The organism is Paenibacillus sp. GM2FR (genome assembly GCF_002803325.1).
In the GTDB taxonomy this organism is placed as follows: Bacteria; Bacillota; Bacilli; order Paenibacillales; family Paenibacillaceae; genus Paenibacillus_AQ; species Paenibacillus_AQ lautus.
The window spans coordinates 3,968,045-3,992,386 of the sequence record NZ_MKZM01000008.1; the positions used below are offsets into that span (position 1 = coordinate 3,968,045).

The window sequence follows — 24,342 nt, forward strand, 5'->3', positions numbered from 1 at the left end:
TGCCCCTTTCTATACTGTCGTGCCCCCATCCGGCGAGAAGGGAAGCCTCAGTTCAACCATGGCTCCGTGCGGTTGAACGTTTCGCAGCTCCACCTTTGCCCGATTTCCGTAGAGAAGGCGCAGCCTTTGCTTCAAGTTCCAGAAGCCGATGTGCTCTCCCTCCTCGTCGATGATCCGTTCATCGGCAGCGATTTTATCAATCATTCCCTCTTTAAAACCGGGACCTGTATCTTGAATCTGAATGATGAGTCCTCGTTCCGGAGACTCATCCATTTCCACCCGGACTTGAACCCGAACCGGCTCATCGAGTGATATGGCGTGCTTCATCGCATTCTCCACGAGCGTCTGAATGACAAGCGGGGGAACAGGAGTCCGCAGGAGAAAGTCCGGCACCTCAATTTCATGGACAATTTGGCTCGGAAACCTCAGCTCCTGAATGTTCAGATAATTGCGAATATGCTGGATTTCATCCTTTAACGAAACGAACGTCAAATTGCTTTGAAACATGTAGCGAAAATAACGGACCATATAAAGCGACATGTCCTCAATCCGCCTCACATCGTTTCTGCGGGCCAACGTATGTATCATATTCAGAGCATTGATGTAAAAATGCGGTTTGATCTGCAATTGCAAATGCTGAAGCTCCGCTTTTTGCTTGTTCAATTGCTCTTCATAAATGTTGATCCGGAGGCTTTTGATTTGTCCGACCATGCTATTGAACGTATCGTTCATGACTCGAAACTCGATGGAGGTTGGATACTCCCGGATTTGCGTGTCGACATGGCCTTGTTGGATCCGATTCATCGCTCTGAGCAGTCGGTTTATGGGAACCAGCAGCCACTTTCGAAGCAAAATCAATCCGATGATCAGAATAACCACGGACCCGAAAGGCAATAGGGTAGAAATGGTTTTTAAGGTGGGCAGGTGCTGCAATATCGTCTCTTCCGGAATAAAAGCATACAAGCTGAACTCGCCCAACCGCGAGTGTTCCCCGACCGTCAAATAACGGCTGGAGGTTCCCGTTAAATAATAGGACTGCGGATTGAGCTGCACCTCGACGCCGCTATCGCGGATGAAGGTTTGATTGACCATCGCTTTTCCTCCGTCATCGATCAGGAGGGCGGCTCCTTTATTCCCAACGCTTAGCAGCTCAAGCGGGGTTTGAAAGGAACGAGCATTCAACCAAGCGCCTACTGTCGTACCGTTTTTCATCTTCCATAGACGGATAAGGTAGGTTTGGCCGTTATGATTCTGGACGTACCATTTCTTTCGATTTAATTCCAAAGGGGATGCGCCAGCCTTCAAAGTCTCGTATACATGCGACCTAATATACTGCCGGTCCTCGTACGTCGAGCGGGTCTGGAACGAATAATAATAATTGTCGCTGGAAGGCTCGTATACGTACAGACCGTCTAGGACGCTATATCGTGAAATCGAGCTGGAGAGATTGGCAGCAACGCGCTGGGAAGCGAAAAATCGTTCTTCCGGATTCAAAGCATAATCCAATTCATTCAAATCCGTTCCTATCATCAATTCAATGAGATAATCGTCAGCCTCTTTCAGTTTTGCATCAATTTGATCCCTGTAGAGTACCAGCAAATCCTTGTTGGAACTTGCTACCTGATTACGGACTACATCAATGGCGTAAATGTTGGAATACAACAGAAATCCGATCAATGGCATGACGACCAGCAGTAATCCTCCAATCATCCTGACCCGGATCGATTGCCACGTTAATTGTCTAAGGCCTCGGTACCTTGGCTTGATATTCATCGTCAGGCCTCCCCAATAGTAAGCGGTTTCGCAAAAGAAGAATGTTTCCGTTATCATAGCTCAGGAATGATTATAGTATAAAGGGTAAACTTGGATTCGTCTTTATAGGTGATGCATGCCTTGCTGACTTTAAAGCTATACAGATACCTATTGAAATAAAAAAGATGACTCCTGTTTACTACAGGAATCATCCCAAAAGTGATTCACGACGGATCGCTCAGTCCCGATGACCGCGATTCTATGTGCAAGTAAAGTCATTGCCCTCAAGATCTGCTGTTTCTTCCATAAACGAAATATAAAGTAACGGAGGACATGATCATCAGTATCACCGAATACACCAATGTCAACGCTTTGGTATCTGCTAGCGCCTGCGCATCCGTACTGTTCTTGATGACGATTCCTAACGGCTGGTACAAAGGATGATAGAGGAACACGGTAACGTCATAATCGGCCAAAATTCCGTTGAAATTCAAGGCAAGAACAGCAAGCGTCGACGGTAGAATGATCGGCAGCAATACTTTTCTGAACGTATAGAACGGTTTGGCACCCAAATTCCTTGCAGCGTCTTCCAGATTGCTGTCCAAGCTGAAGAAGGAGGCCTTGACCATTCGCAGGGTGAAAGGAATATGGACGATGACATAAGCAATCAGAAGCATCCAGACCGTGCCAACCAGCACCGTATTCCCGATCATCAGCTTTGGCGTGTTAAAGGTTACGATCAGTCCGATTGCAATCAGCGTTGACGGCAGAATCCACGGAATCAGCAATGCGTATTCCAGGGCAAGCGCCCACTTGTTCTTATATTTATGTAAGATCCTTGACGCGGCCAGCGCCAATGCGACGACAATGACCGAGGCTCCCGCGGCATATAGAATACTTACGAGATAAGGCTTGAATGCCGACATGGATGAAAACACTTGAATATAATTATCCAACGTGAAGCTGTTCAAATTCAACGTGGCGGTCGAGATACTGGCCGCATCGGTGAACGAAAAGATGATGATCAGCACAACCGGAACGATGTAAAGAACAAACAGGCCGTAAGCCAGAATATGAGCAGCTATGTTACCGGATTTGCTGCGGATTTTTTGTTTGACCAGCTCCGATTTGACTTTGGAGACCGACATGAAGTTGCCCTTACGTTCGAACCGGATCATCACGGTCAACAACACCAGTGTGGCCACTCCGAGAATAAGAGCCAGCAGCGCAGCCAAGTCTCTTGACGTCATGCTTCTCGAGAATGTCAGAATCATCGGCGTAATCGTCTGGAATTCCTTGCCCCCCAGGATAAGCGGCGCGGACGTCGCAGCCAGGCCGGTGAGAAAAGTCAGGATCGTCAGCGCGTAGATCGTAGGCTTCAGGACCGGAAGTACGACCCGCCATAGGATATACCCCGTAGACGCCCCCATATTTCTCGCGGCTTCCACCGTTTGGAAGTCGATTTTGCGAATCGCATTGCTCAGGAACAGAAAGTGATTGGACGTGCAGGCGAACGTCATGACGAATAGAACCGCCCAATAGCCATGAAACCATGTCGTATCAAAGGAAGGGAACAATTGAACTAAGAGCTTGGTCATAAACCCCTCTTCGCCATAGACGAATTTATAGCCGGACACCAGCACGACTCCGCTGTAAATCAGGGTCGTAAAGTAACCCAACCGCAAAATCTTCGCGCCTTTGATATCGAAATATTCCGAAATCAAAACCAGCGTAATGCCCACCACATTTACCGTAATGACAAGCGAAAAAGCGAGAATAAAGCTGTTGTATAAACTTCTCATCGCGCGTTCGGACGACAGCAGCTTCTCTGCCGCTTCCAGCGTAAATTTGCCGTCCTTAAAGAATATTTCGCCGTAAATATTCAAGTTCGGATAAATCAGGAAGGCAATGACAAACCAGACAATCAACCCGTATAAAAGGATCGAGAAAGGGTTTATGGAAGCCAGCCGGGTGCTCAGGTTCCGGGCTTTCATGCTTCCCCCTCCTTCATCGGATATTGCAAAATATCGCGGGCCAGGAGGTAGATGTCCACATCGTCACCGACCTCATGATGGACGAGCGGGCTTTCTATTTCGATGATTTTTAACCGTCCGCCGCCGGCAATCTCCAATACGTACTTGCTGTATAAACCGTAAAATTCCCGGTCCGCAATCTTGCCTTTCAGTTGGACCGTATCGATCCCCTGCAGGGGTTGCAGGCTTACCTTCTCATTGCGGATATAGGCGATATTCCCTGGCTGAACAATATCCTTTAACCGGCTGTTCTCTACCATCCGTGGATCGATCCGATTAATATCTCCTATGAAATTGCATACAAACTCGGTTTGAGATTGATTGTAAACTTCCATGGGCGTGCCCACTTGCTCCAGGACCCCATGATTGAATACGCCAATCCGGTCGGACAGCGTTAACGCTTCTTCCTGGTCGTGCGTGACATAAATCGTTGTGATCCCGAATTTCTTCTGCAATTGTTTCAGCTCATTGCGCAGCTGTACCCGCAGCTTGGCGTCCAAGTTGGATAAAGGCTCGTCCAGTACCAAGATGCTCGGCTTCAAAACCAGCGCCCTGGCAATCGCAACGCGCTGCTGCTGGCCGCCGGATAGTTCCGATACTTTCTTGAACAGCTGATCATCTTTCAGATCAACCTTCCGGGCAATGTCCTTTACCTTCTGGTCCACTTCCGCCTTCGAAGACTTCTTGACACGCAAGCCAAAAGCGATATTCTCGTACACATTCATCGTCGGAAACAGCGCATAGCTTTGAAATACCATCCCGATCTCTCTTTTTTCGATCGGCAAACGGGTAATGTCGGTGTCTTTCAGCAGGATCTGTCCGCTCGTAGGCATAATAAACCCGACCAGACTGCGGAGGGTCGTCGTCTTCCCGCAACCCGAGGGACCGAGGAACGTGAAGAATTCCCCTTCCCGAATATGCAAATTAAGGTTTTTGACCGCATGAAATTCTCCGAATTTAATGTCAACGTTCTGGAATGTAATCATATTATTATCTTCCTTTTTGTTGGACTTGAATGAACGGCTGCATATTGGCGTTCCCAATATGCAGCCGGCTTGACTCCATTCCGTTATTTAGTGCATAATCTCCAACTCGATTTTCTCCGCCCACAGATCCATGTTTTCGGCAATAAAGGCCCAATCGAAATCTTGTGGTTTTAACGAAGTAAACAGCTCCTTGACGGAATCATTGGCTTGCTCGACCGCTTTCGTATTTGCCGGCATGGCATTGAACTCAGCCGCAAATTCTCCTTGAATTTCGCTGGATCCGAGCCATTCTACGAACCGCTCCGCCGTTGCCTGTTTCTTCGTTCCGTTCACGAGCGCTGCATGTTCCACGACCATCGGTACGCCGACTTCGGGACTGACAATGCCTGCCTTCACTTTATATTGCTCTTCCTTCTGCTGCAGGGTTCCGGAAACGAGCGCCCCTAGCGGCGTTTTGCCGCTGGCCAAATTGGCATAGAAGTCTTCGCCCTCGACTGCGCTGACGCCGTTGTCATACAACTGCTGAATTTCATTCCAGCCTTCCTCGGATATACCAAGATCACCATTCGGATCTTGGAAACGGGTCAGAATGCCCGCTACAATAAGACGAGGCGTATTTTGTCCAAGCAGCGTAGGAGCTTCGTACTTCCCTTTGTACGCATCGTTCTTATAAAGGTCGGTCCAGTCCTTTGGCGCGGTATCGGCCGTGAATTCGTTCGGGTTATACCCAAGCAGAATCGCTTGCTTCACAAGGCCATGATAGTAGCCTTCCGGATCGTTCAAGCCCTGCTCCACATCTCCGGCCCAGCTTGGAACAAACTTAGCCAGAACGTCTTCCTTTTTCAAATTCTCATAAAGCATATTGTTCAAGCCGTATACGACGTCCGCGATCGGGTTGTTCTTCTCGGCAATCAACCGGTTCGTTAAGTCGGCGCCGCCCGCTCCGACAATTTCGATGGCAAAGCCCGCACCTTTCGCTTTCTCAATCAGCCATTCGCCGCGGCCGTCAGAGTTCGCATTCGTATACACGATCAACTTTTCATTCTGGACCGGTTCCGTAGACGACGATTCCGACCCGGCCGGAGCCCCGGACTCCGAAGTGCCCGAGTTTGCATTGCCGGCATTGTTGCCGCCTCCGCAAGCCGATACAATCACACACATAATGAGAAGTAGCGCCATTGAAAGTTTTCTCATGATTCCCTTAACTCTCCTTTGATCGTGTCATTTTATTTGGTTTAAATGTTGATGATCAATCCGTCATATGCCGGCAAAATTCCGAAGGGGCTGAAGATGCGGACAAAATCCTCATGAAGCAGCTTGGAATTATGGCTAAAATGTGTGACGACGATTTGGCCTTCAGGCTTCAGGATATTTTCTTTTTGGAACTCGCGCTGGACTTCCAGCACCGTCTCGACGCACATATGATTGCGGTCGCGGGAGTTCCCCGTATATCCATGCGTGCAGTCGAGGATGGCGCAATCCAGATTTTTGCCCTTTAACCATGCCCATGTCGCATCCGGGAACCAGCCCGAATCGTGCCCGTACAGCAGTTTTTTTCCTTCCCTTTCGATCACGTATAACAGACAGGTTTCCATGCGGTCATGATCCGCCAACAATGGCGTTACCGTTGCATCGCCCATAGCGAAGGTCTCAAACGGGCGCAACAGATGGAATTGATACCTTTGTCCTTCAAATCGGCCGATGGCGGCACGCGTGTGATGCATCACCGTACCATTCCCGTAAATGTGCATCGGATGCTGAAGGCCGTGCGCAATTCCTTCCCTGCGGGATTCCAGATCAGCAGCATTGTAATGGTCCATATGCGAATGCGTCACCAACAGGTGCTCGATTGCTCCCAGATCGATATTGTCCCGCAGCGCCTGCATATAGGAATCCGGGGAATAGTCAAACTTGATGACATCGTCCAGGATGGCGGAAGTTCGCGTACGGATATTTTTTCCCCCAAGCTCCCGCGCTTTGTTGCAATGCTCGCAGCGGCAAAAGGCATTGGGAAAGCCTTCTGCGGCTGCAGTTCCTAGAAAGTGAATTTTCAAAGTCATGTCTCCTTGCCATGCAAACTGTAGTGATCCATTTTTACGTCCTGGATTGAACGGATTGTCGTTCTACAATCGATGTTTGAATTTTAATGGTGATGGGATTTTCGTTGGAGTTGCCCACGCGCTTCATCAGCAAATCAACGGCCGATCGGGCAAGCTTCTCGGTATCTTGTCGAACCGTCGTAAGCGGTGTCGGAATATATGCCGCTAACTGAATATCGGAGAACCCGACGATGGACAGCTTTTCAGGAACCGGAATCCCCATTTGCAGTGCGGTGTGAATGGTCGAGATGGCGACATGGTCATCCCCGCACATGATGGCCGTCATCCGGGGGTTGTCGAGAATAAACTGCTCCTGTTCCGGATCGCACTCATTAATGCGGCTGGTATCGCAAGCGACGCTTCGAAAATGAATGTTCTGGATCTTCACCGGAATTTTATGGTCGAGCAGCGCTTGGATATAGCCTTGATACCGTTCCTTCCGGCTTGTGATATTGTCGATCGGATTCGAAGTGTATCCGACTTCCCGGTGCCCCTTCTCGATCAAATACTTCGTCATTTGATAAGAGCCCGTATAGTGGTCGTGATACACGCAATCAATCTCCACTTCATGGAAAATACGATCGATGATCACCAGCGGCAGTTTGCGCAGCTTTAGTCGCAGCACCTGATCGCTGCAGGTCTTCCGCCCCTGAGGAAACAGAATGATACCGGTGATCCCTCCTTCGGCCAGCCTTTCCAGACAAAGATCCTCATCGTCGCAGTCCTTCGTCATTTTTAAAATGAGGTCGCACCCGTGCTTTCGCACTTCAGCCTCGGCTGCGGCGATGATTCTGGAAGTGTAATCGGATAGATGGGGCATAATGAGTGCGATCTGTCCAACCAGCCTGTCCACGTTCGGCGCCGCCTCGGTGACTTGGGGAGAAGTTCCTCCATCGGCCATCAAACCTTCTATCGGCTGGGCAAGGAAGGTCCCTCTTCGGGGCAGGCGGTATACCAGTCCCTGCTCTGCCAGTTTTTGAAGCGCCAGCTTGCTTGTCATTCGACTCACGCCGAACAGCTTGGCAAGCTCTCCTTCGGATGGAACAGGATCATGCGGCCGCAGCCTACGACTTTGAATAATCTCGATTACCTGATCCGCCACCCGGTGATATAATTGATTCTGTTTAATCAAACGTACATCTTTCATCAAATTATCCCTCTAATCGTTGAGTCGACTCGTAATCCGCAAGGGATCTGATTTAAACTTAATGAATGTCACTGACATATTCAATGATATATTTGTAAAAGCCTTGTAAATTCTATGTTAAATCTCAATGCAGCGGTCCTGAATCATAAATTATATATCAGTGATTCATTCATTCGCTTCATATGTTTGCTTCAAAAAAGCGCACCGCAAGCCTTGAAGTAAAGGCTTGTGGGACGCTTTGCTTTTTATTGCCGGGTAAATTCTGCCCGGTCAAAGTTTCCGATATATTTATAGGTGGAATCGGTTGAGTCGGTCAAAACAATATGGATCGTGAACGCCTGTGAGCGTCTCCGTCAGCTGTCCGGCTGGCGCCTGACAACCATCCGTACCCGCTTATTACGTCCACTCGTGCAACCAATCCTCCTCTGTCGGCGTAATAAAAGGAAGACACACACGCTGGAAAAATGGGTCGTATTCTTCTAGTCATGCAATCATTGTCATCAGGCAACCTTCTCCACCAAGGCGATCAACATCCTGGGGGCGGTGTACCAACCTGGTTTCACGATTGGCAAGGGCCATTTTTTCGGAAGTTATTTTTACATGTATTCGCTATAAAAATCTATTTGAAAGAAGGAAGAACGCATGATTATTACAACGACATCCACCATTGAAGGTTACCCTGTTCAAAGGTATATCGGTATTGTGACCGGCGAAGTCATTATGGGTGCTAATGTAGTGAGGGACTTTCTGGCCTCCATTACCGATATTGTCGGCGGGCGCTCAGGGGCTTACGAAAACAAGCTGCAGGAAGCAAGGGATGCAGCGTTTGTCGAGATGGAAGATCGAGCCGTGCGCCTGGGGGCAAACGCCATTATAGCAGTGGACATCGACTATGAAGTTATTCGTGAGGGAATGCTGATGGTGGCCGTCAGCGGAACCGCAGTGGTGGTATAGCCGGTACAGTGTCAATTTTCCGTATATAAGTTCTTGTCGTTAAGTTATGACAAGAACTTATATACTTTGCCGTCTTTGGTATCTCAAATCTCTTATAAATAAAAAAATCCCATCATTCATAATTGATGGGATTTTTTTAGACCTTTAATTTTGAAACGTATTTATCAACGTATTGTTGATATTCATTTTTGTTGATTCCATTCCAATTACCGCATCCAGATTTCTGCGTGTCTCTGTGCAAATTGTTGGAAGGAGACAGGCGCCTTCCCAGTCACCCTCATTACAGTATCAGTACTTACATCCTCCGCTCCTTCCTTTCGAATTTTACGGTCGAATCTGAAAAAAAAGAAGACGGTACCTGGAGTTCCGTGCATGTCTCCAAAGGTGCCGTCTTCCACTTTGGGGCAAGAGAAACTTTAAGTCTTTCACTCTTAGTAGGAAAAGAATATATAGATAAGTTGAAATCCGAAAATGATGATACCTTCGGATCTACTAAAGGTGCTTGAACCGGGTTGATTATACCTGAATCCAAGCGTTAGCTAGTAGAAGTGCTCCCCGAGCAGCCGCGGTATCGGCCAAATCGTTTAACATCACGAAGTCATGGATGATGCCTTGGAAGCGAACAGCCGTTACTCTAACTCCGGCTTCCCGCAGTTTATTGGCATACGCTTCACCCTCGTCCCGCAATACATCGGCTTCGCCTGTAATTACCAGAGCTTCAGGAAGCCCAGCCAATTGCTCAGTTGTCGCTTGCAGAGGAGATGCGTAAATTTCTTTTCTTTGCTCCGGATCCGTTGTGTATTGATCCCAGAACCATTGCATCGCGTCGCGACGCAAAAAGTAACCTTCGGCGAATTGTATGTAGGAATCGTTGCCGAATGAAGCGTCCGTTACCGGGTAGAACAACAATTGTTTGTGAATCTTCGGCCCTTTTCGATCTTTGGCCATCAGCGTAATGGCTGCGCTCATGTTGCCTCCGACGCTATCACCGGCTACTACAATACGGTTGGTATCAAATCCGTATTTGCTCCCGTTCTCTGCCACCCAGTCGAGTGCCGCGTACACTTCTTCGATCGCTACCGGATAGCGATTCTCGGGAGATAAACTGTAATTTGTGAACACAACTGCAGATTGGGAGCCAACGGCCAATTCGCGGATCAGTCGATCATGCGTATGTGCGTTACCGAATACCCAGCCGGCTCCGTGTGTGTACAGAATAACCGGAAGCACGCTCGGTGCATTTTGCGGGCGGACAATGGTAAGAGACACACTACCCTTAGGGCCGCCGTTAATGGTCAATTCTTCTATTTCAACCGGCAATTTATTCACAGAGCCGGATTGGACTTGATCGACGACTTCGCGGCCTTTCACCGGGCCATGATCAAACAAATAGGGAGGGTTGGCTGTCGCCTCCGCAAATTGTTTAGCAGCTGTTTCGAGTACGACTTTATTTGTCATTTTAAAAACTCCTGTCTCTTCTTTGGATTTGTTAAATTAAATTTTGAAATATTTGTGAATATAACATTTGTTCCCGAGATTTGTCTTACTTTACCATAAAATAAGTGTCAACATCCATATTACCAGGTATTCACGGAAGGTGAATAGGCGTTTCAATTTTAAAATCACATTTAGATTTAGATAGCTAAAAAAGATTCATGTAACACACTTCCTTCAAATTAATTTAGAAATCTAATATTCCCATTGTATTTGCAAAGAACCCGGAAATGTAATTACGCACATATTTGTAACTTAATCAATGATTTGGGTAGTATTGGCAGATGTGAATTGAACAAATTGAGGAAAAAGGGGCCCTCCGCAAAAGGAGGTCCTAATACTTGCCGTTACAGACAGCACGGGGATGCGTATCATCAACCATAATACTGTCGTACCCGATAGTTCAATCTAGCGTGACGCGGCTCTTGTTCATTGCCAAGCCAATCAGGAGTTTAAAACCGAAGATTTTCTTCGATGCGGTTGATGTGCGGACGAATATCTCTCACGCCTTCCGAACCGAAGGCGAGTAAAATACGTCACCATGCATATGCTGAATTTTGTCCCAGTTGCCGGGATTGGTCGTGTCTGGAGCGCGGTGCTCCAAAATGGCCTGATATAGGACGGTTTTTTGTTCCAAATGGGCAATGTGCTGTTTGGCTTCTTCGAGCTTAACGAGCGCCGCTTCTTTATGCTCCATTATGAGAGTGTAGCGTTGCGGAATGGTCGAATCCCCTTCGAGGCAGAGGTCGACGTACGTTTTAATGACTTCAATCGGCATCCCGGATTGCTTGAGGCATTTGACGCCATGCAGCCAGTTGATCGATTCTTCGTCGAACATCCGAATGTTGTTTTGATTGCGCTGTACGCTTGGCACCAGGCCTTTATCCGTATAAAAGCGCACGGCGTGCTCGGTAAGTCCCGTAATCAGGGCGGCTTCTTTGACCGTATGCATGTGTAATCCTCCTTGGAAAATAAATTTTTGAAGACGGCTTGACTTCGTGTAACACGAAGGCAGTAGGCTTATTGTAATGCAAATCGACCGAAAGCGGAAGCCCCGCTGAGGTGCCCGATTCACGGGATTCGCGGCCGTTTGCCGTTTTACATTTGAACCATGGGAGGAATTACAATGCAAACTGTAACATTGAACAACGGAGTGAAAATGCCGATCATCGGCTTCGGAGTCTACCAAATTCCCGATGCTGAAGAATGCGAGAATGCAGTATATGAAGCGCTGATGGCCGGTTACCGCCTGATCGACACCGCCGCGGGTTATCTGAATGAGGAAGCGGTCGGACGCGCGATCAAGCGCAGCGGCGTACCGCGTGAAGAGCTGTTCATCACGACCAAGCTCTGGGTTCAGGATGCCGGCTACGAGAGTGCCAAGCTGGCGTTTGCCAAATCCTTGAGGAAGCTGCAGCTCGACTATCTCGATCTGTACCTTATTCACCAGCCGTTTGGCGATTACTACGGCGCTTGGCGTGCGATGGAAGACCTGTACCGCGAAAGCAAAATCAAAGCGATCGGTGTCAGCAACTTCCTGCCCGATCGACTTATGGACCTCATCGTGAATAACAAAATCGTGCCCGCCGTCAACCAGGTCGAAACGCACCCCTTCTACCAGCAAATCGAGAACACCGCTTTTATGAAAGAGCAGGGAGTGCAGCACCAATCGTGGGGGCCGCTCGCTGAAGGACGCAACAACATGTTTGGCAACGAAGTGCTGACCTCGATCGCGGAAAAATACAACAAGTCCGTCGCTCAGGTCGTGCTGCGCTGGCTTGTTCAACGTGAAGTCGTTGTCATTCCAAAATCAGTGAGAAAAGAGCGGATCGTCGAAAACTTCAACATTTTCGACTTTGCGTTGAACGCGGACGATATCGAACAAATTTCCACCCTCGATACGCGGAAAAGTCTTTTCTTATCGTACCGCGATCCGGAAGTCGCCAAGATGATGGGCAACTGGAAAGTCGATCTGTAAACCTTGATCGAACCGTAAACTCATCACGCGTTCATCCTCATCTATAAAGAAAGGACAGTGCGCCCCTGTCCTTTCTTTACTTGAATTGCAAATTGTTTGTCCTGGATAGGATCGGGTCGCGAAAATAAAACAAGCAGCGCCGGGAACCCCCACGCTGCTTGTTTTCATGATTTAAATTGATTACCCATCATTGTATTCAATTTCGTCCCCAATTCGCCCCCAAGACCTTTTCTGAAAAGAATTAACAAGTCATTAAAAAACAAAAAAACCCTTGATGTACCATCAAGGGTTTTCTTCATATGGAGCCTAGGGGGATCGAACCCCTGACCTCATCGCTGCCAGCGATGCGCTCTCCCAGCTGAGCTAAGGCCCCGTAAGCGACTTCTATATCATATAAAAAATCAGCAGGCATGTCAACATGTTTTTCACATTTTTTGATGACGTGCTGTATCCCTTTTACTTCTCTATATCATGTCACTTATCGATAATGAGGATGGGCGCCATGGGAGCACCGGAAGAGCACCTGGATCACGCGGAACCCCGGCGCTCTTACAGCTCCTGACCGTCCGTATCCTTGGACAGCAGGCTTTTCAGTTCCTTCATAAACATATTGATATCCTTGAACTGCCGGTACACGGATGCAAACCGGACGTAAGCCACTTCGTCGACTGGATATAACCGTTCCATCAGAAGCTCCCCGATCTGGCGGCTCTCCACCTCTGCTGCTGCGGTATTTCGCAGTGCCTTCTCAACATCCGATACGATCATATCCAGCTGGTCCACCGATACCGGACGCTTCTCGCATGCACGTATCAAACCGCGGAGTACCTTCTCCCGGCTGAATTCTTCGCGGCTTCCGTCCTTCTTCACGACGATCAGCGGCGTTTCCTCCACCATCTCAAAGGTTGTGAATCTCTTGCTGCACTGCTCGCATTCCCTGCGGCGGCGGATGGATTTATTCTCGTTGGCAGGCCTGGAATCAAGCACTTTCGTCCCGGCATAACTGCAATATGGACATTTCATAAAGTCAACTTCACTTCCTTCGTTTCAGCGTATTTTAGCCTTAATGGCGCTTAAGAAAAATTTACCAGCAAAACTTTTTTCTTTTATGTTATGAAAATGCGAAACCCGAGACATAATACTTTTACCAACCCAAGGAGGTGAACTTAACATGGCACAAAGCAACAACAACTCCAACAACCTGGTTGTTCCTCGCGCAAACGCTGCTCTTGAGCAATTGAAGTACGAGGTAGCTCAAGAACTTGGTATCTCCATTCCACAAGACGGATACCAAGGTAACATGACTTCCTACGAGAACGGTTCGATCGGGGGATACATCACAAAGCGTCTTGTAACCCTGGCCGAGCAACAATTGGCTGGTCAATTCTCCGGTCAATAATTGATTCTTCCTTAAAAAAGGAGTGTTGGACGGCTCGATGTAAGAGCCTGTCCAGCGCTCTTTTTTCGTTAAAAGCCGTCCTTATACACATCCGTATATTGATTATAATAATAAATCACGCGCTGTACATAGTGACGGGTTTCCCCGATGGGAATACTCTTCACATTCTCGTAGGTTCCATCCCACATGCCCTTGTTGATCCAATTCTTGACGTTCCCGGGGCCTGCATTATAGGCAGCGATGGCGGCAATCGGATTGCCGTCCATTTCCTTGTGCAGGTTCTGAATATACCAGGTGCCGAGCTGGATATTCGCATCCACTTCATTCTTCACGCTCAGCAGGTTCACCGACGGCAGCTTGGCCATTTCCATCGCCCAGTTCGCCGTATCCGGCATCAGCTGCATAATGCCCAGCGCGCCTTTCTTGGACTCCTTGCCCGGCTTGAAGTTCGTTTCTACTCGTATGATGGAAGCCACCAGGAATGGATCAACCTCATAATAAGCGGCATGCTTCCGAATTTCATCCTTATAATGAATCGGATACAGCAAGGTCATCCAGTTCGAGCTCAGAAACAGCAGCGCTACAAAAGAAACAAACAGCAGGAGCAGCACTCTTTTTTTACGGAGCCACTTCATAACCGAACCAACCTGCCCCACAGGTTGTCCACCTGCTGCTGTGTTTCGGCCAATGTTCCGCTGTTATCGATGAGGATATCCGCCAGACGCTTCTTCTCCTCGATATCCATCTGGCTGTTTAAACGCGCTTCTGCCGCTTCCCGGTTAAGATCATCGCGCACCATCAGGCGCTCAAGCTGCAGCTCTCGCGGCACATAAACGACAGCAATCTGGTCAAGATAAGAATACTGCTCCCTTGCCTCAAGCAGCAGCGGAATATCCGCTACCACGAGCCGGTCGGGATACTGCCGCTCATATGCTTCCGTCCGTTCCCGGATTTCCTGCCGGATCGCCGGGTGCGTGATCTCATTCAACACCGTTCTCTGCTCGGGATGATGGAAGATCATTTCCCCGAGTTTTTTTCGATTCAACGTACCGTCCTCAAACAGGATCGCTTGTCCAAAATGTTCGGTCACTTTACCCAGCACCGGATGACCCGGGAGCATGACTTCCCGGGCGATAAGATCCGCATCGACGAGAAGTGCTCCCTTCTTGGTCAACATAGAGGACACGGTGCTCTTGCCTGTTGCAATTCCTCCGGTTAAACCGATATTCATGACTTCACCTCATAACAGCTTCATTATACCCATGACGATTAACAAAAAAGCAGGCAAATAAGAGATAAAACGCATGCCGCCCTTGGATGCAAAGCGTAAACCAACCCTCATGCCCAGCACCAGGAATATCCCGCTAAACAAGGAAACGATAGCTGCCGTACCTAGCGGTGAGAAGCCCAGCATGGCAGCGCCAAGTCCTGCTCCGAACGCATCGAGCGATAACGCGATCCCGAGCCACATCGCCTCCCACGGGGAGATGCTGCCGGAGTCGTCCAGATCCGCTTTTGATGGACTGCGGAGAATTTGAATGACAATGCCGATCTTTGGAATCTCAAGAGAGAATACCGCCCGCTGAACATGCTCTTGACCTGCCGTGTTAACCTCACGTCGTGATTTCACTTGATAGTCAGCCGCCTTCGTTTCCATAAGGGACTGGGAAATATCCCTATTAGAAACCGGCTGCACATCAGACTCGTTTTTTCTGCGAACTTGCTGATATAGAGACCATAAGCCCAGCAGAATCAAAATGGCGGCTCCGATCACGGACGCCACAGATGGGGATAAGAACCGCTGCAACAGCGCGCCTGCCTGCATGGAGGCGCCGAGCACCAAGCCGGAACATAGCGAGATGATCAATACAGACAGCAGCGGTATCCTTGTTTTGCGCAGACCGTATGTAACCCCCGCGCCAAATCCGTCCAGGCTTAACGCCATGGCCAGCAGCGCAGACGAGAAAATATGACTGAGCACCCTTTTCCCTCCTCGTAAGCTCCACATCAAGCGGCTCATTCATGAAGAAGAGCAGCTCCATGCGCTCCACATATGTTCCACATTATATGTGTAGGGAAAGGAATGGGTGCACGCCTATTGGATTACTTCTTTACCGGCTGACACTTCGGGCAGAAATGGGTCCCCCGTCCGCCAACCACGATCTTATGAATCGGTCCGCCGCATGTATGACACGGCTTGTCCTTCCGTCCGTAAATCTGATGACTATGCTGGAACATCCCCATTTCACCCTGTCCATTGACATAGGACTTTATGGAAGATCCACCCGCGTCTACGGCTTCGGACAGTGTATCCACAATCGCATGATACAGTCGCTTGAGCTCGGCATCCTTCAGGCTGTTAGCATTACGCTCCGGATGAATCTTGGCTCGAAACAATGCCTCATCGACATATATATTGCCGATGCCGACCACATATGCCTGATTCAGCAGCACCGCCTTAATCTTCGTTTTCTTGCTGCCGATGACTTCCTTGAAGGTTCCGAATGTAAACGTATCATCCAGCGGCTCATACCCCAGCTTGGCAAGCGGAGCATGCTGGAACTCTTCCCCTGTTGCAAAGAGATGCATCGTTCCGAATTGGCGTACGTCCTTATAGCGCAGCTCCGTGCCGTCCGAGAAATGGAATATGACATGGGTGTGCTTCTCCACCGGCTCCTCGGCAGGGTACAGCCCGTAACGCCCTTCCATCCGAAGATGCGACACGATCACCAGTCCGTCCAGCAATATCCGCAAAAATTTCCCGCGGCGCTCTACGCCTTCCACGGTATGATCCTTCAACATAAACGCAAAGGCCTCAATATCGTCAGGACGCTGTATAATCCGCGGCAGATGTACGGATACATGATCTATATGCTTACCTTTAATCAATTGGTTAAGTGTTCGTTTCACGGTTTCTACTTCCGGCAATTCCGGCATAATGACTTCACCTCATCTCCCATTATACCGGAAGTTGGGACAGAGCGGGACCATGGTTTTGTGGAAAGGTATGGTGCATATGGCCCCCCTCTTCACGCCATGATCCCTGTAAACAATCCTCTATCGGCTGGCACCGTGTGCAGCTTTACTTCGCTTCGTACCAGTTCTCGCCATAGCTGACTTCCGATTTCAGCGGTACCGACAGCTTCAGTGCCTGACTCATCACGTCCGGCACCAATTCCTTCATGATCTCCAGCTCATCCTCCGGCACCTCGAACACCAATTCATCATGCACCTGAAGCAGCATGCGGCTCTTCAATTGACGATCATGCAGCGCCTTGTCCATATGGACCATGGCCAGCTTGATAATGTCCGCAGCGGTTCCCTGAATCGGCGTATTCATCGCCGTCCGCTCGGCAAAAGACCGCAGGTTAAAGTTGCTGGCGTTAATCTCTGGCAGATAGCGTCTGCGTTCAAGCAATGTTTTCACATAGCCGTCTTGCTTCGCCTGCTTGACGATCACGTCCATATAACGCCGCACACCCTGGAATACCTCGAAATACTGGTCGATGAACGCCGCGGCTTCCTTCCGGGTAATATTCAGGTTCTGGGACAAGCCATAGTCGCTGATTCCATACACAATGCCGAAGTTAACCGCCTTCGCGGATCGGCGCATATTGGAATCCACCTCATCCACGCCGACTCCAAACACGTCCATCGCGGTCTTGGTGTGGATGTCCATATCGTGGACGAAGGCTTCCTTCAGCCGCTCATCATCCGAGATATGCGCAAGCACGCGCAGCTCAATCTGGGAGTAGTCCGCCGCCAAAATGCTCCAGCCCGGCTCGGACGGAACGAAGACCTTGCGCAGCTTGCGGCCCTCCTCCAGACGGATCGGAATGTTCTGCAAATTCGGGTATTGGCTGCTCAGACGCCCCGTTGCGGCAATCGTCTGGCGATAGTACGTGTGCACTTTACCAGTCTGTGATGAAATCTCCTTCAGAAGACCTTCCACATAGGTGGATTGCAGCTTGGCCAAGGTACGATACTTCAGAATCAAGCGGACAATATCGTGATAAGGCGCAAGCTTCTCCAGCACCTCGGCATCGGTAGAATAACCGGTTTTGGTCTTCTTGATGACCGGAAGCTCCAGCTTCACAAACAGAATTTCGCCCAGCTGTTTAGGCGAATTGAGATTGAATTCCGTCCCGGCAATCTCATAAATCTCATGTACGAGCTTCTCGATCTGTTCTTCAAACTCGCGACCCAGCTCCTTCAAAGCCTCCGCATTAACGGCAATGCCCTGCTTCTCCATATCGGCCAGAATTCGGGACAGCGGCATCTCCAGCTCATGGAACAGCGGCAGCATTTCATTGGAAGCCAGTTCCTTCTCCTGAACAGGTACCAATTCGGATACGGCCAAACATTTTCTGGCCATGTGCTCGCTGAGCTTCTCCATATCGGGAACCTTGTACTTTGCTCCTTTACCGAACACGTCCTCATCGGCTTGAAGATACGCAAGCCCGTATTTGGAGGCCAGGCCGCTAAGGCTTTGATTGGATTCGGTCGGGTCCAGCAGGTATGCAGCCAGATGAACGTCGAATGCCGCGCCGGCAAAAGCGATGCCCTGCCAATGGAGGGCCAGATCAATGCGGTGCAGATCATAACCGCGTTTAGGGATCTCGCTGTCGGCAAGCCAAGTACGGACAGGCTCTGCCCCTTCCGACTTCAGAACCTCAAACGGAATGAAGTACTGTCGTTCCTCTGTAGCGAGCGCGAGTCCGATCACCTCGGCATGATGAGGGTTGTCCCCATGCGTCTCTACATGGAGTACGGTCACCTGGGTCAGATTATCGGCAACCTCCTTAAGCCCCTTTGTGTCCACAAGGGTCACGTCAATCTTCGCTTCGGGCTTCGATTCAGCCGCATCTCCGCCCATTCCGCTTGTGCTTAGGTTTAACCGTTCAATTAGCGATTTAAACTCCAGCTTCGCCAGTGCAGGTCCTGCCGTCTCTTCATTCAGGCCTGTAAATGCCATTTCATCCAGCGACTGCTCCAGCGGTACTTCGCGGAAGATCGTAGCCAGCTTCTTGCTGAGTATGGCGGAATCGGCATGCTCTTCGATTTTCTCTTTCATCTTGCCCTTCAGTTCATCTGTGCGTGACACCACGGCTTCAACGGACCCAAATTCATGAAGCAGCTTCAGGGCCGTCTTCTCACCCACTCCAGGAACGCCGGGAATGTTATCGGAAGCATCGCCCATTAGTCCCTTAAGGTCGATAATCTGATCAGGCGTCAGGTTATATCGCTCCTTAATCTGTTCCGGTCCGTAATACTCGATATCGGTAACGCCCTTGCGGACCATCGCGATCGTAGTATGCTCCGAAGCCAGCTGCAGCATATCCTTATCCCCGGATACGACCATCACCTTCCGGCCGGCTTCGTCAGCCTGACGGGTAATGGTGCCGATAATGTCATCGGCCTCATAACCGCCGATTTCAAACTGGGATACGCCTAGGCCTTTCAGCAGCTCCTTCAGCAAAGGGAATTGTCCGGAGAGCTCGGGAGGTGTCTTCTGGCGACCACCCTTGTAATCCTGAAAATCCGCATGCCGGAACGTTTCCTTGCCTGCGTCGAATGCGACCATCATATGGGTCGGCTTATGCTCCTCAATCAAGCGAAGCAGCATGGTTGTAAAGCCGTAAACCGCATTCGTCTGCTGTCCGCTGGCATTAGTCAGCGGCGGCATCGCGAAGAATGCCCGGTAAATGATATTATTTCCATCAATTAAAATCAGCTTGTCCATAGAACACCTCGCACCAATATAACTTCCTTTCCACATGATAACATAGGTTACCGTCAATTCCGAACAATCCGTTCGATTCACGATGATTTCCTAATCATACGCAAAATAACCCCACAAAGTGGAGCCTGTGCTTCGATGCTTATTCCAAATACTTTGCGGGGGCCCCCAATATATAAATGCGATTAAAGAATTGCTTCCGCTTCGCTGGAATTTTCTAAATTCTCGCAAAAAAACGCCAGCTTTCGCCAGCGTTTGACTAATTCATTATGCTATTGATTGAGGTCGGGACGGTGACCCGTTACAAGGTACACGGTGCTCTCTCCAATGTTCGTCGCATGGTCGGCGATCCGTTCAATGTAACGGCCCACCATGATCAGCAGCATCGCCTGATTGGCCGAATCCGGATCGGAGGTTAGATGCGCATACAGATCCTGCAGAATGACGCTGTACAAATGATCGACCTGATCGTCATCCTGGGCCATTTTATAAGCCAGATCCGTATTTTCCGTCAGATAGGACTCGATGGATTCCGAAACCATCGCACGCACCAAATCCGACATCCGCGGAAGATCCACCAAAGGCTTGATCAGTTTCTGGCCTTGCAGACGGATCGTAACTTTAGCGACATCCCGAGCCAAGTCTCCCATACGCTCCAAATCGCTGGCGATTCGGAAAGCAACCAAAATCCGGCGCAAATCCTTCGCCACAGGCTGCTGGGTCACGATCAAGCGGGAGCCGATGTCCATGATCTGCTCTTCCATTGTGTTTAACTGCACATCATTCTTGATAACCGCCTGCGCTTTCTCCGCATCCAAGGTCTGGAGAGACTCTACGCTGCTTGCCAGTGCCTCCTCCATATGCTTGCCCATATCCTGCAGCAAGGTTTTCAGCTCATCAAGCTGCTGATCAAACTCAATTCTCCGGATCATATGTGATGCTCCTCCTATCTACTTTTAAGAAAGATCATAGTCGTGATAATGGCTTAACCGAACCGGCCCGAGATATAATCCTCGGTACGTGCATCCGACGGTGTCGAGAACAGCGTATCGGTGTTTGCGGATTCAACCACTTCGCCATTCAGGAAAAATACCGTCTGCCCGGATACGCGTGCAGCCTGATGCATATTGTGCGTAACCATGACGATGGTATATTTGCTCTTCAGCTCTTGCACCAGCTCTTCGATCTTCAGTGTCGAGATCGGGTCCAGCGCGGACGTGGCTTCGTCCATCAGCAGGATATCCGGCTGTACGGCAAGTGCCCGGGCAATGCACAGACGCTGCTGTTGGCCGCCGGACAAGCTCAGCGCGGACCGCTTGAGATAATCTTTGACTTCATCCCACAGCACGGCTTGTTTCAAGCTTTGTTCCACGATTTGATCAAGCTCCGCTTTACTGCGGATCCCGTGGAGACGAGGCCCGTAGGCGATGTTGTCATAGATCGATTTAGGAAACGGGTTCGGCTGCTGGAATACCATCCCTATCTGCTTGCGCAGGGCTTCAACGTGGACTTCCTCGCTGTAGATTTCGGTCCCGCCGATTTGAACGCTGCCTTCAATCCGTGTGGAAGGAATCATGTCGTTCATCCGATTCAGCGTACGCAGCAGCGTTGACTTACCACAGCCCGACGGTCCGATGAACGCCGTCACCGTTTTCTCCGGAATGTCCAGATCCACGTTTTTAAGCGCATGGTACGTGTCGTAGTAAAGGTTTAATTTCTTAATCTGTATGATGGATTCCATATCTTATTCATGTCTCCTTTTTCACGATTAGATCTGCTTATGCGTATCTTAGATGTTCTTCGAATACTTGTTCCGGATCCATACGGCTGCAATGTTCATGATGAACAGCATGATGAGCAACAGAATAATACCCGAAGCCGCCAGTTCGTGGAAAGCCTCACTTGGTCTTGATACCCAGTTAAAGATCTGGATCGGCATGACAGTAAACGAATCGAGCAGATTTTCCGGCAAGAAGGCCACGTACGTTAAGGCACCAATCATGATCAGCGGTGCGGTTTCGCCGATCGCACGAGACAAAGCCAGGATAACCCCGGTCATAATTCCTGGAATCGCTGACGGGAGCACGGCGCTGGATACCGTTTGCCATTTCGTTGCGCCCAGCGCATAAGAAGCATCGCGCCGGTTCTTAGGCACGGCGCGAAGCGCCTCCTGAGCGGCAACGATAATAATCGGCAGCACCAGCAGCGTCATCGTTAATACCCCGGAGAGCAGGCTGCGGCCAAGATTCATGCCGCGTACAAAAATCGCCAGTCCCAGGATACCGTATATAATAGAAGGAACCCCTGCAAGCGTACTGATATTCAGCTGAATCAGCCGAACCCAGCGGCTGCGTCCTGCATACTCTTCGAGAAAGATCGCTGCGCCCACGCCTAATACGAAGGACAGCGGGGCCATGAGCAGAAGCAGATAAACCGTGCCGACAATCGGCGATTTCAGTCCTGCTTTATCCGCGATACGTGACGGAAAGTTGGTGAACAGATCAGGTGAGAGTCTGTGAACACCATCCATCACGATCGTGACAATCAAAGCCATCAAGGCAAGAATACCGATACTGGTACAAGCCAGGAATATCATGTGCAGCGTCTGGTCACTACGGCGTCTCCGGTTGATTCCTTTGCTATCTCCCAGATTCAATTGTTCCATCTAGTATTCCTCCCTGAAGCGGCGAGCGACCCACTGCGCCAATATATTAAGCAAGAAGGTGATGACAAACAAGGTCAGACCTACAGCAAAAATCGTGCCGTATTCAATCGTTCCGCGCGGAACATCACCCATACTTACCTGAACGATATAAGAAGTCATCGTCTGAATGCTATCCAGCGGATTCAGCGTCAGCTGCGGCGTAGCGCCGGCCGCAACCGTTACGATCATCGTTTCGCCAATCGCGCGCGAGAATGCCAATACGAAGGATGATACGACCCCCGACAGAGCGGCAGGCAGCACAATTTTCAGCGCAACCTCAAATCGGGTAGCACCCAGCGCGTATGCTCCGTGACGAAGGCTTTTAGGTACCGCGCGCATCGCATCTTCACTTAGAGACGAAATCATAGGCAGGACCATGATCCCTACCACAATACCCGCACTTAGCGCATTGAATATACCCATATCGGGAAAAATCTTTTGAAGGAATGGCGTTACCGTTTCAAGCGCAAAATATCCATAAACAATCGTTGGTACACCAGCCAATACCTCGAGCACTGGCTTTACAACCCCCCGAACCCGGGCAGGAGCGTATTCATTAAGATAAATAGCGCATGCCAAGCCGATAGGCACTGCGAATAAGATCGCAATGCCTGTAATCAGCAATGTGCCGCCCAGCAGGGGCAGCACGCCGAATTCTTTTGGAGGGAGAATCGGACTCCATGTCGTTCCTGTCAGAAAGGACCATACCGGCACTTCCTTGAAGAAGATCACGGATTCCTGTAGAAGCGTATATACAATACCGATGGTAGTAAACACCGAAAGCATGGCACACAAGCCGAGCAGGATTGGAATGATTTTGTCTGAGGTGCGCGTTTTGCTTCGACGGAATGTCATGCTTTTTGTGTTTACCGCCACGGGTGAAGTTTTGTTCATTCTCCTCTTCCCTTTCTATCGGTTGCCCGAAGGATTCCCTTCGGGCATGTAGTCTTTAAATTATTTTGCCAACTTGTCTTTTTCTTCTTTGTACTGTTCATCTTGAAGCGGTACGAAACCAACTTCGCCAGCAAGACTAGCGGCATTATCAAGGTAGAAGTTCATGAACGCATTCACTTCTGGACGCTCAAGCTCTTTATCGTTAACATAGAGCAGCAGCGGACGGGACAATGGAGCATAACTGTTATCCTTGATCGTTTCCATGCTTGGAGCTACGGTAGCCGTACCGTTATCGATCGGAACCAGCTTCAATTTGTCTTGGTTCTCTTCATAGAACGAGAATCCGAAGTATCCGATGGAGTTCTTGTCGCCGGCAACCCCTTGTACAACTGCGTTTGTATCGGCACTGAACGTAATTTGGCTATCGTTTCTGCTTGCTTGCGCTTCACCGTTGATCGCTTCTGTGAAGTAATCGAATGTTCCGTGGTCTGTACCTGGCGAGTAAATTTTGATTTCCTCTGCCGGCCATCCTTCACGAACGTCAGCCCATGTTTTTACAGTGCTGTTCGGCTCATAAATTTTCTTAAGCTCATCTACGCTCAATTTATCTACGAAATCATTGTCCGGGTTAACAACAACGGACAATCCGTCATAAGCTACCAGAACCTCATGATAGGTAATGCCTTTGGATTTTGCTTCTTCAGCTTCACTGTCTTTAATTGGACGGGATGCATTGGAAATTGGAATCTCTCCATTATTGAAGCGTTTGAATCCGCCACCTGTTCCGCCTGTTCCAATCGGAATGCGGACATCCGGGTTAGCTGCGCCGAACTCTTCAGCAATCGCTTCGGTTAATGGATGCAGTGTGCTGGAACCGTCAATCTCAATCGTTCCTGACAAAGCTGTTGCAGTACTTCCTTCGTTTTGCTGTGCTGAACCGTTGTCTGTAGTTTCTCCGGAAGCACCGCCGGAAGTTGTTCCTCCTCCGCATGCCGCCAAAAGCGTGCTCAGCATTAACACCAATACGAGAATACCTGCTGGTTTACGACCCCTTCTTTTAAACAAACGAATCCACTCCTTCAAAATGGTTGTTGTCTCTACTTCCTACTTACAATATTGATATTAATCCCGGAATGTAATAGCAGTTTCTGAGAAATGTAAA

The 24,342-nt window shown here is 49.4% G+C and carries 22 protein-coding genes and 1 tRNA gene; 3 read left to right on the forward strand and 20 right to left on the reverse strand.

From position 1 onward, the window contains the following. Nucleotides 1-9 precede the first annotated feature (9 nt). The 6 genes from PAEVO_RS17945 to PAEVO_RS17970 all read right to left on the reverse strand — a co-directional run bounded on the left by PAEVO_RS17945 (nucleotide 10) and on the right by PAEVO_RS17970 (nucleotide 8,017). On the reverse strand, nucleotides 10-1,773 hold the full coding sequence (locus PAEVO_RS17945) for a sensor histidine kinase (RefSeq protein ID WP_100538772.1): 1,764 nt from the start codon (nucleotides 1,771-1,773) through the stop codon (nucleotides 10-12). Nucleotides 1,774-2,036: 263 nt separating this feature from the next. Further along, complete coding sequence (locus PAEVO_RS17950; RefSeq protein WP_100538773.1) at nucleotides 2,037-3,746, reverse strand: ABC transporter permease; 1,710 nt, start codon at nucleotides 3,744-3,746, stop codon at nucleotides 2,037-2,039. Then, on the reverse strand, nucleotides 3,743-4,771 hold the full coding sequence (locus PAEVO_RS17955) for an ABC transporter ATP-binding protein (protein WP_100538774.1): 1,029 nt from the start codon (nucleotides 4,769-4,771) through the stop codon (nucleotides 3,743-3,745). The genes PAEVO_RS17950 and PAEVO_RS17955 overlap by 4 nt, the downstream gene beginning before the upstream one ends. A gap of 87 nt (nucleotides 4,772-4,858) precedes the next feature. Next, nucleotides 4,859-5,965 carry an extracellular solute-binding protein gene (locus PAEVO_RS17960; RefSeq protein WP_165789683.1) on the reverse strand — a complete coding sequence of 369 codons (1,107 nt, stop codon included), beginning with the start codon at nucleotides 5,963-5,965 and terminating at the stop codon, nucleotides 4,859-4,861. Between the two features lie 41 nt (nucleotides 5,966-6,006). Continuing rightward, complete coding sequence (locus tag PAEVO_RS17965) at nucleotides 6,007-6,825, reverse strand: MBL fold metallo-hydrolase (RefSeq protein ID WP_100538776.1); 819 nt, start codon at nucleotides 6,823-6,825, stop codon at nucleotides 6,007-6,009. Between the two features lie 40 nt (nucleotides 6,826-6,865). Further along, nucleotides 6,866-8,017 (reverse strand): GntR family transcriptional regulator, encoded by a 1,152-nt coding sequence (locus PAEVO_RS17970; RefSeq protein ID WP_100538777.1) that lies wholly within the window; start codon nucleotides 8,015-8,017, stop codon nucleotides 6,866-6,868. 642 nt (nucleotides 8,018-8,659) lie between these two features. Between PAEVO_RS17970 and PAEVO_RS17975 the strand changes: the two genes are divergently transcribed. Then, entirely contained in the window at nucleotides 8,660-8,971 is a 312-nt protein-coding gene (locus PAEVO_RS17975) for a YbjQ family protein (RefSeq protein WP_076323519.1), read from the forward strand. A 516-nt stretch (nucleotides 8,972-9,487) separates the two neighbouring features. Here the strand turns inward: PAEVO_RS17975 and PAEVO_RS17980 are convergent. Then, nucleotides 9,488-10,429 carry an alpha/beta hydrolase gene (locus PAEVO_RS17980; RefSeq protein ID WP_100538778.1) on the reverse strand — a complete coding sequence of 314 codons (942 nt, stop codon included), beginning with the start codon at nucleotides 10,427-10,429 and terminating at the stop codon, nucleotides 9,488-9,490. A gap of 538 nt (nucleotides 10,430-10,967) precedes the next feature. Next, nucleotides 10,968-11,417, reverse strand: a complete 450-nt coding sequence (locus PAEVO_RS17985; protein ID WP_100538779.1) for a MerR family transcriptional regulator — start codon at nucleotides 11,415-11,417, stop codon at nucleotides 10,968-10,970. Between the two features lie 174 nt (nucleotides 11,418-11,591). On the opposite strand from PAEVO_RS17985, the gene PAEVO_RS17990 reads away from it, so the two are divergent. Beyond that, on the forward strand, nucleotides 11,592-12,443 hold the full coding sequence (locus tag PAEVO_RS17990; RefSeq protein WP_100538780.1) for an aldo/keto reductase: 852 nt from the start codon (nucleotides 11,592-11,594) through the stop codon (nucleotides 12,441-12,443). Nucleotides 12,444-12,743: 300 nt separating this feature from the next. On the opposite strand, the gene PAEVO_RS17995 is transcribed toward PAEVO_RS17990, so the two are convergent. After that, a tRNA-Ala gene (locus tag PAEVO_RS17995) sits at nucleotides 12,744-12,816 on the reverse strand. 176 nt (nucleotides 12,817-12,992) lie between these two features. Then, the gene (nrdR, locus tag PAEVO_RS18000) at nucleotides 12,993-13,466 is read right to left on the reverse strand and encodes a transcriptional regulator NrdR (RefSeq protein ID WP_071218088.1); all 474 of its coding nucleotides are present in this window, start codon (nucleotides 13,464-13,466) and stop codon (nucleotides 12,993-12,995) included. 148 nt (nucleotides 13,467-13,614) lie between these two features. Between nrdR and PAEVO_RS18005 the strand changes: the two genes are divergently transcribed. Continuing rightward, nucleotides 13,615-13,842 carry an alpha/beta-type small acid-soluble spore protein gene (locus PAEVO_RS18005; protein WP_053492022.1) on the forward strand — a complete coding sequence of 76 codons (228 nt, stop codon included), beginning with the start codon at nucleotides 13,615-13,617 and terminating at the stop codon, nucleotides 13,840-13,842. Nucleotides 13,843-13,910: 68 nt separating this feature from the next. On the opposite strand, the gene PAEVO_RS18010 is transcribed toward PAEVO_RS18005, so the two are convergent. The 10 genes from PAEVO_RS18010 to PAEVO_RS18055 form a co-directional block, all read right to left on the reverse strand. Beyond that, nucleotides 13,911-14,477, reverse strand: coding sequence for a lytic transglycosylase domain-containing protein (locus PAEVO_RS18010; protein WP_100539503.1), 567 nt, complete (start codon nucleotides 14,475-14,477; stop codon nucleotides 13,911-13,913). Then, nucleotides 14,474-15,073, reverse strand: coding sequence for a dephospho-CoA kinase (gene coaE, locus PAEVO_RS18015; protein WP_100538781.1), 600 nt, complete (start codon nucleotides 15,071-15,073; stop codon nucleotides 14,474-14,476). The genes PAEVO_RS18010 and coaE overlap by 4 nt, the downstream gene beginning before the upstream one ends. Nucleotides 15,074-15,082: 9 nt before the next feature. Continuing rightward, complete coding sequence (locus tag PAEVO_RS18020; RefSeq protein ID WP_100538782.1) at nucleotides 15,083-15,823, reverse strand: MntP/YtaF family protein; 741 nt, start codon at nucleotides 15,821-15,823, stop codon at nucleotides 15,083-15,085. Nucleotides 15,824-15,945: 122 nt separating this feature from the next. Continuing rightward, complete coding sequence (gene mutM, locus PAEVO_RS18025) at nucleotides 15,946-16,779, reverse strand: DNA-formamidopyrimidine glycosylase (RefSeq protein WP_100538783.1); 834 nt, start codon at nucleotides 16,777-16,779, stop codon at nucleotides 15,946-15,948. Nucleotides 16,780-16,924: 145 nt separating this feature from the next. Continuing rightward, a complete protein-coding gene (polA, locus tag PAEVO_RS18030; RefSeq protein WP_100538784.1) occupies nucleotides 16,925-19,585 on the reverse strand; it encodes a DNA polymerase I in 2,661 nt (886 codons plus the stop codon). 269 nt (nucleotides 19,586-19,854) lie between these two features. After that, the gene (gene phoU, locus PAEVO_RS18035; RefSeq protein WP_100538785.1) at nucleotides 19,855-20,514 is read right to left on the reverse strand and encodes a phosphate signaling complex protein PhoU; all 660 of its coding nucleotides are present in this window, start codon (nucleotides 20,512-20,514) and stop codon (nucleotides 19,855-19,857) included. Between the two features lie 53 nt (nucleotides 20,515-20,567). Then, nucleotides 20,568-21,323 carry a phosphate ABC transporter ATP-binding protein PstB gene (pstB, locus tag PAEVO_RS18040; RefSeq protein ID WP_100538786.1) on the reverse strand — a complete coding sequence of 252 codons (756 nt, stop codon included), beginning with the start codon at nucleotides 21,321-21,323 and terminating at the stop codon, nucleotides 20,568-20,570. A gap of 48 nt (nucleotides 21,324-21,371) precedes the next feature. After that, a complete protein-coding gene (gene pstA, locus PAEVO_RS18045) occupies nucleotides 21,372-22,247 on the reverse strand; it encodes a phosphate ABC transporter permease PstA (RefSeq protein ID WP_100538787.1) in 876 nt (291 codons plus the stop codon). Next, nucleotides 22,248-23,141: a phosphate ABC transporter permease subunit PstC gene (gene pstC / locus PAEVO_RS18050; RefSeq protein WP_243390879.1), complete on the reverse strand. Its 894-nt coding sequence runs from the start codon at nucleotides 23,139-23,141 to the stop codon at nucleotides 22,248-22,250. A gap of 99 nt (nucleotides 23,142-23,240) precedes the next feature. Continuing rightward, the gene (locus PAEVO_RS18055) at nucleotides 23,241-24,245 is read right to left on the reverse strand and encodes a PstS family phosphate ABC transporter substrate-binding protein (protein WP_100538789.1); all 1,005 of its coding nucleotides are present in this window, start codon (nucleotides 24,243-24,245) and stop codon (nucleotides 23,241-23,243) included. Nucleotides 24,246-24,342: the final 97 nt, after the last annotated feature.

Coding starts and splice junctions, on each gene's coding strand:
- PAEVO_RS17945 (WP_100538772.1), bottom strand. CDS start 1,773: ATGAATATCAAGCCAAGGTACCGAGGCCTTAGACAATTAACGTGGCAA.
- PAEVO_RS17950 (WP_100538773.1), bottom strand. CDS start 3,746: ATGAAAGCCCGGAACCTGAGCACCCGGCTGGCTTCCATAAACCCTTTC.
- PAEVO_RS17955 (WP_100538774.1), bottom strand. CDS start 4,771: ATGATTACATTCCAGAACGTTGACATTAAATTCGGAGAATTTCATGCG.
- PAEVO_RS17960 (WP_165789683.1), bottom strand. CDS start 5,965: ATGAGAAAACTTTCAATGGCGCTACTTCTCATTATGTGTGTGATTGTA.
- PAEVO_RS17970 (WP_100538777.1), bottom strand. CDS start 8,017: ATGAAAGATGTACGTTTGATTAAACAGAATCAATTATATCACCGGGTG.
- PAEVO_RS17975 (WP_076323519.1), top strand. CDS start 8,660: ATGATTATTACAACGACATCCACCATTGAAGGTTACCCTGTTCAAAGG.
- PAEVO_RS17980 (WP_100538778.1), bottom strand. CDS start 10,429: ATGACAAATAAAGTCGTACTCGAAACAGCTGCTAAACAATTTGCGGAG.
- PAEVO_RS17985 (WP_100538779.1), bottom strand. CDS start 11,417: ATGCATACGGTCAAAGAAGCCGCCCTGATTACGGGACTTACCGAGCAC.
- PAEVO_RS17990 (WP_100538780.1), top strand. CDS start 11,592: ATGCAAACTGTAACATTGAACAACGGAGTGAAAATGCCGATCATCGGC.
- nrdR (WP_071218088.1), bottom strand. CDS start 13,466: ATGAAATGTCCATATTGCAGTTATGCCGGGACGAAAGTGCTTGATTCC.
- PAEVO_RS18005 (WP_053492022.1), top strand. CDS start 13,615: ATGGCACAAAGCAACAACAACTCCAACAACCTGGTTGTTCCTCGCGCA.
- PAEVO_RS18010 (WP_100539503.1), bottom strand. CDS start 14,477: ATGAAGTGGCTCCGTAAAAAAAGAGTGCTGCTCCTGCTGTTTGTTTCT.
- coaE (WP_100538781.1), bottom strand. CDS start 15,073: ATGAATATCGGTTTAACCGGAGGAATTGCAACAGGCAAGAGCACCGTG.
- mutM (WP_100538783.1), bottom strand. CDS start 16,779: ATGCCGGAATTGCCGGAAGTAGAAACCGTGAAACGAACACTTAACCAA.
- polA (WP_100538784.1), bottom strand. CDS start 19,585: ATGGACAAGCTGATTTTAATTGATGGAAATAATATCATTTACCGGGCA.
- phoU (WP_100538785.1), bottom strand. CDS start 20,514: ATGATCCGGAGAATTGAGTTTGATCAGCAGCTTGATGAGCTGAAAACC.
- pstB (WP_100538786.1), bottom strand. CDS start 21,323: ATGGAATCCATCATACAGATTAAGAAATTAAACCTTTACTACGACACG.
- pstA (WP_100538787.1), bottom strand. CDS start 22,247: ATGGAACAATTGAATCTGGGAGATAGCAAAGGAATCAACCGGAGACGC.
- pstC (WP_243390879.1), bottom strand. CDS start 23,141: ATGACATTCCGTCGAAGCAAAACGCGCACCTCAGACAAAATCATTCCA.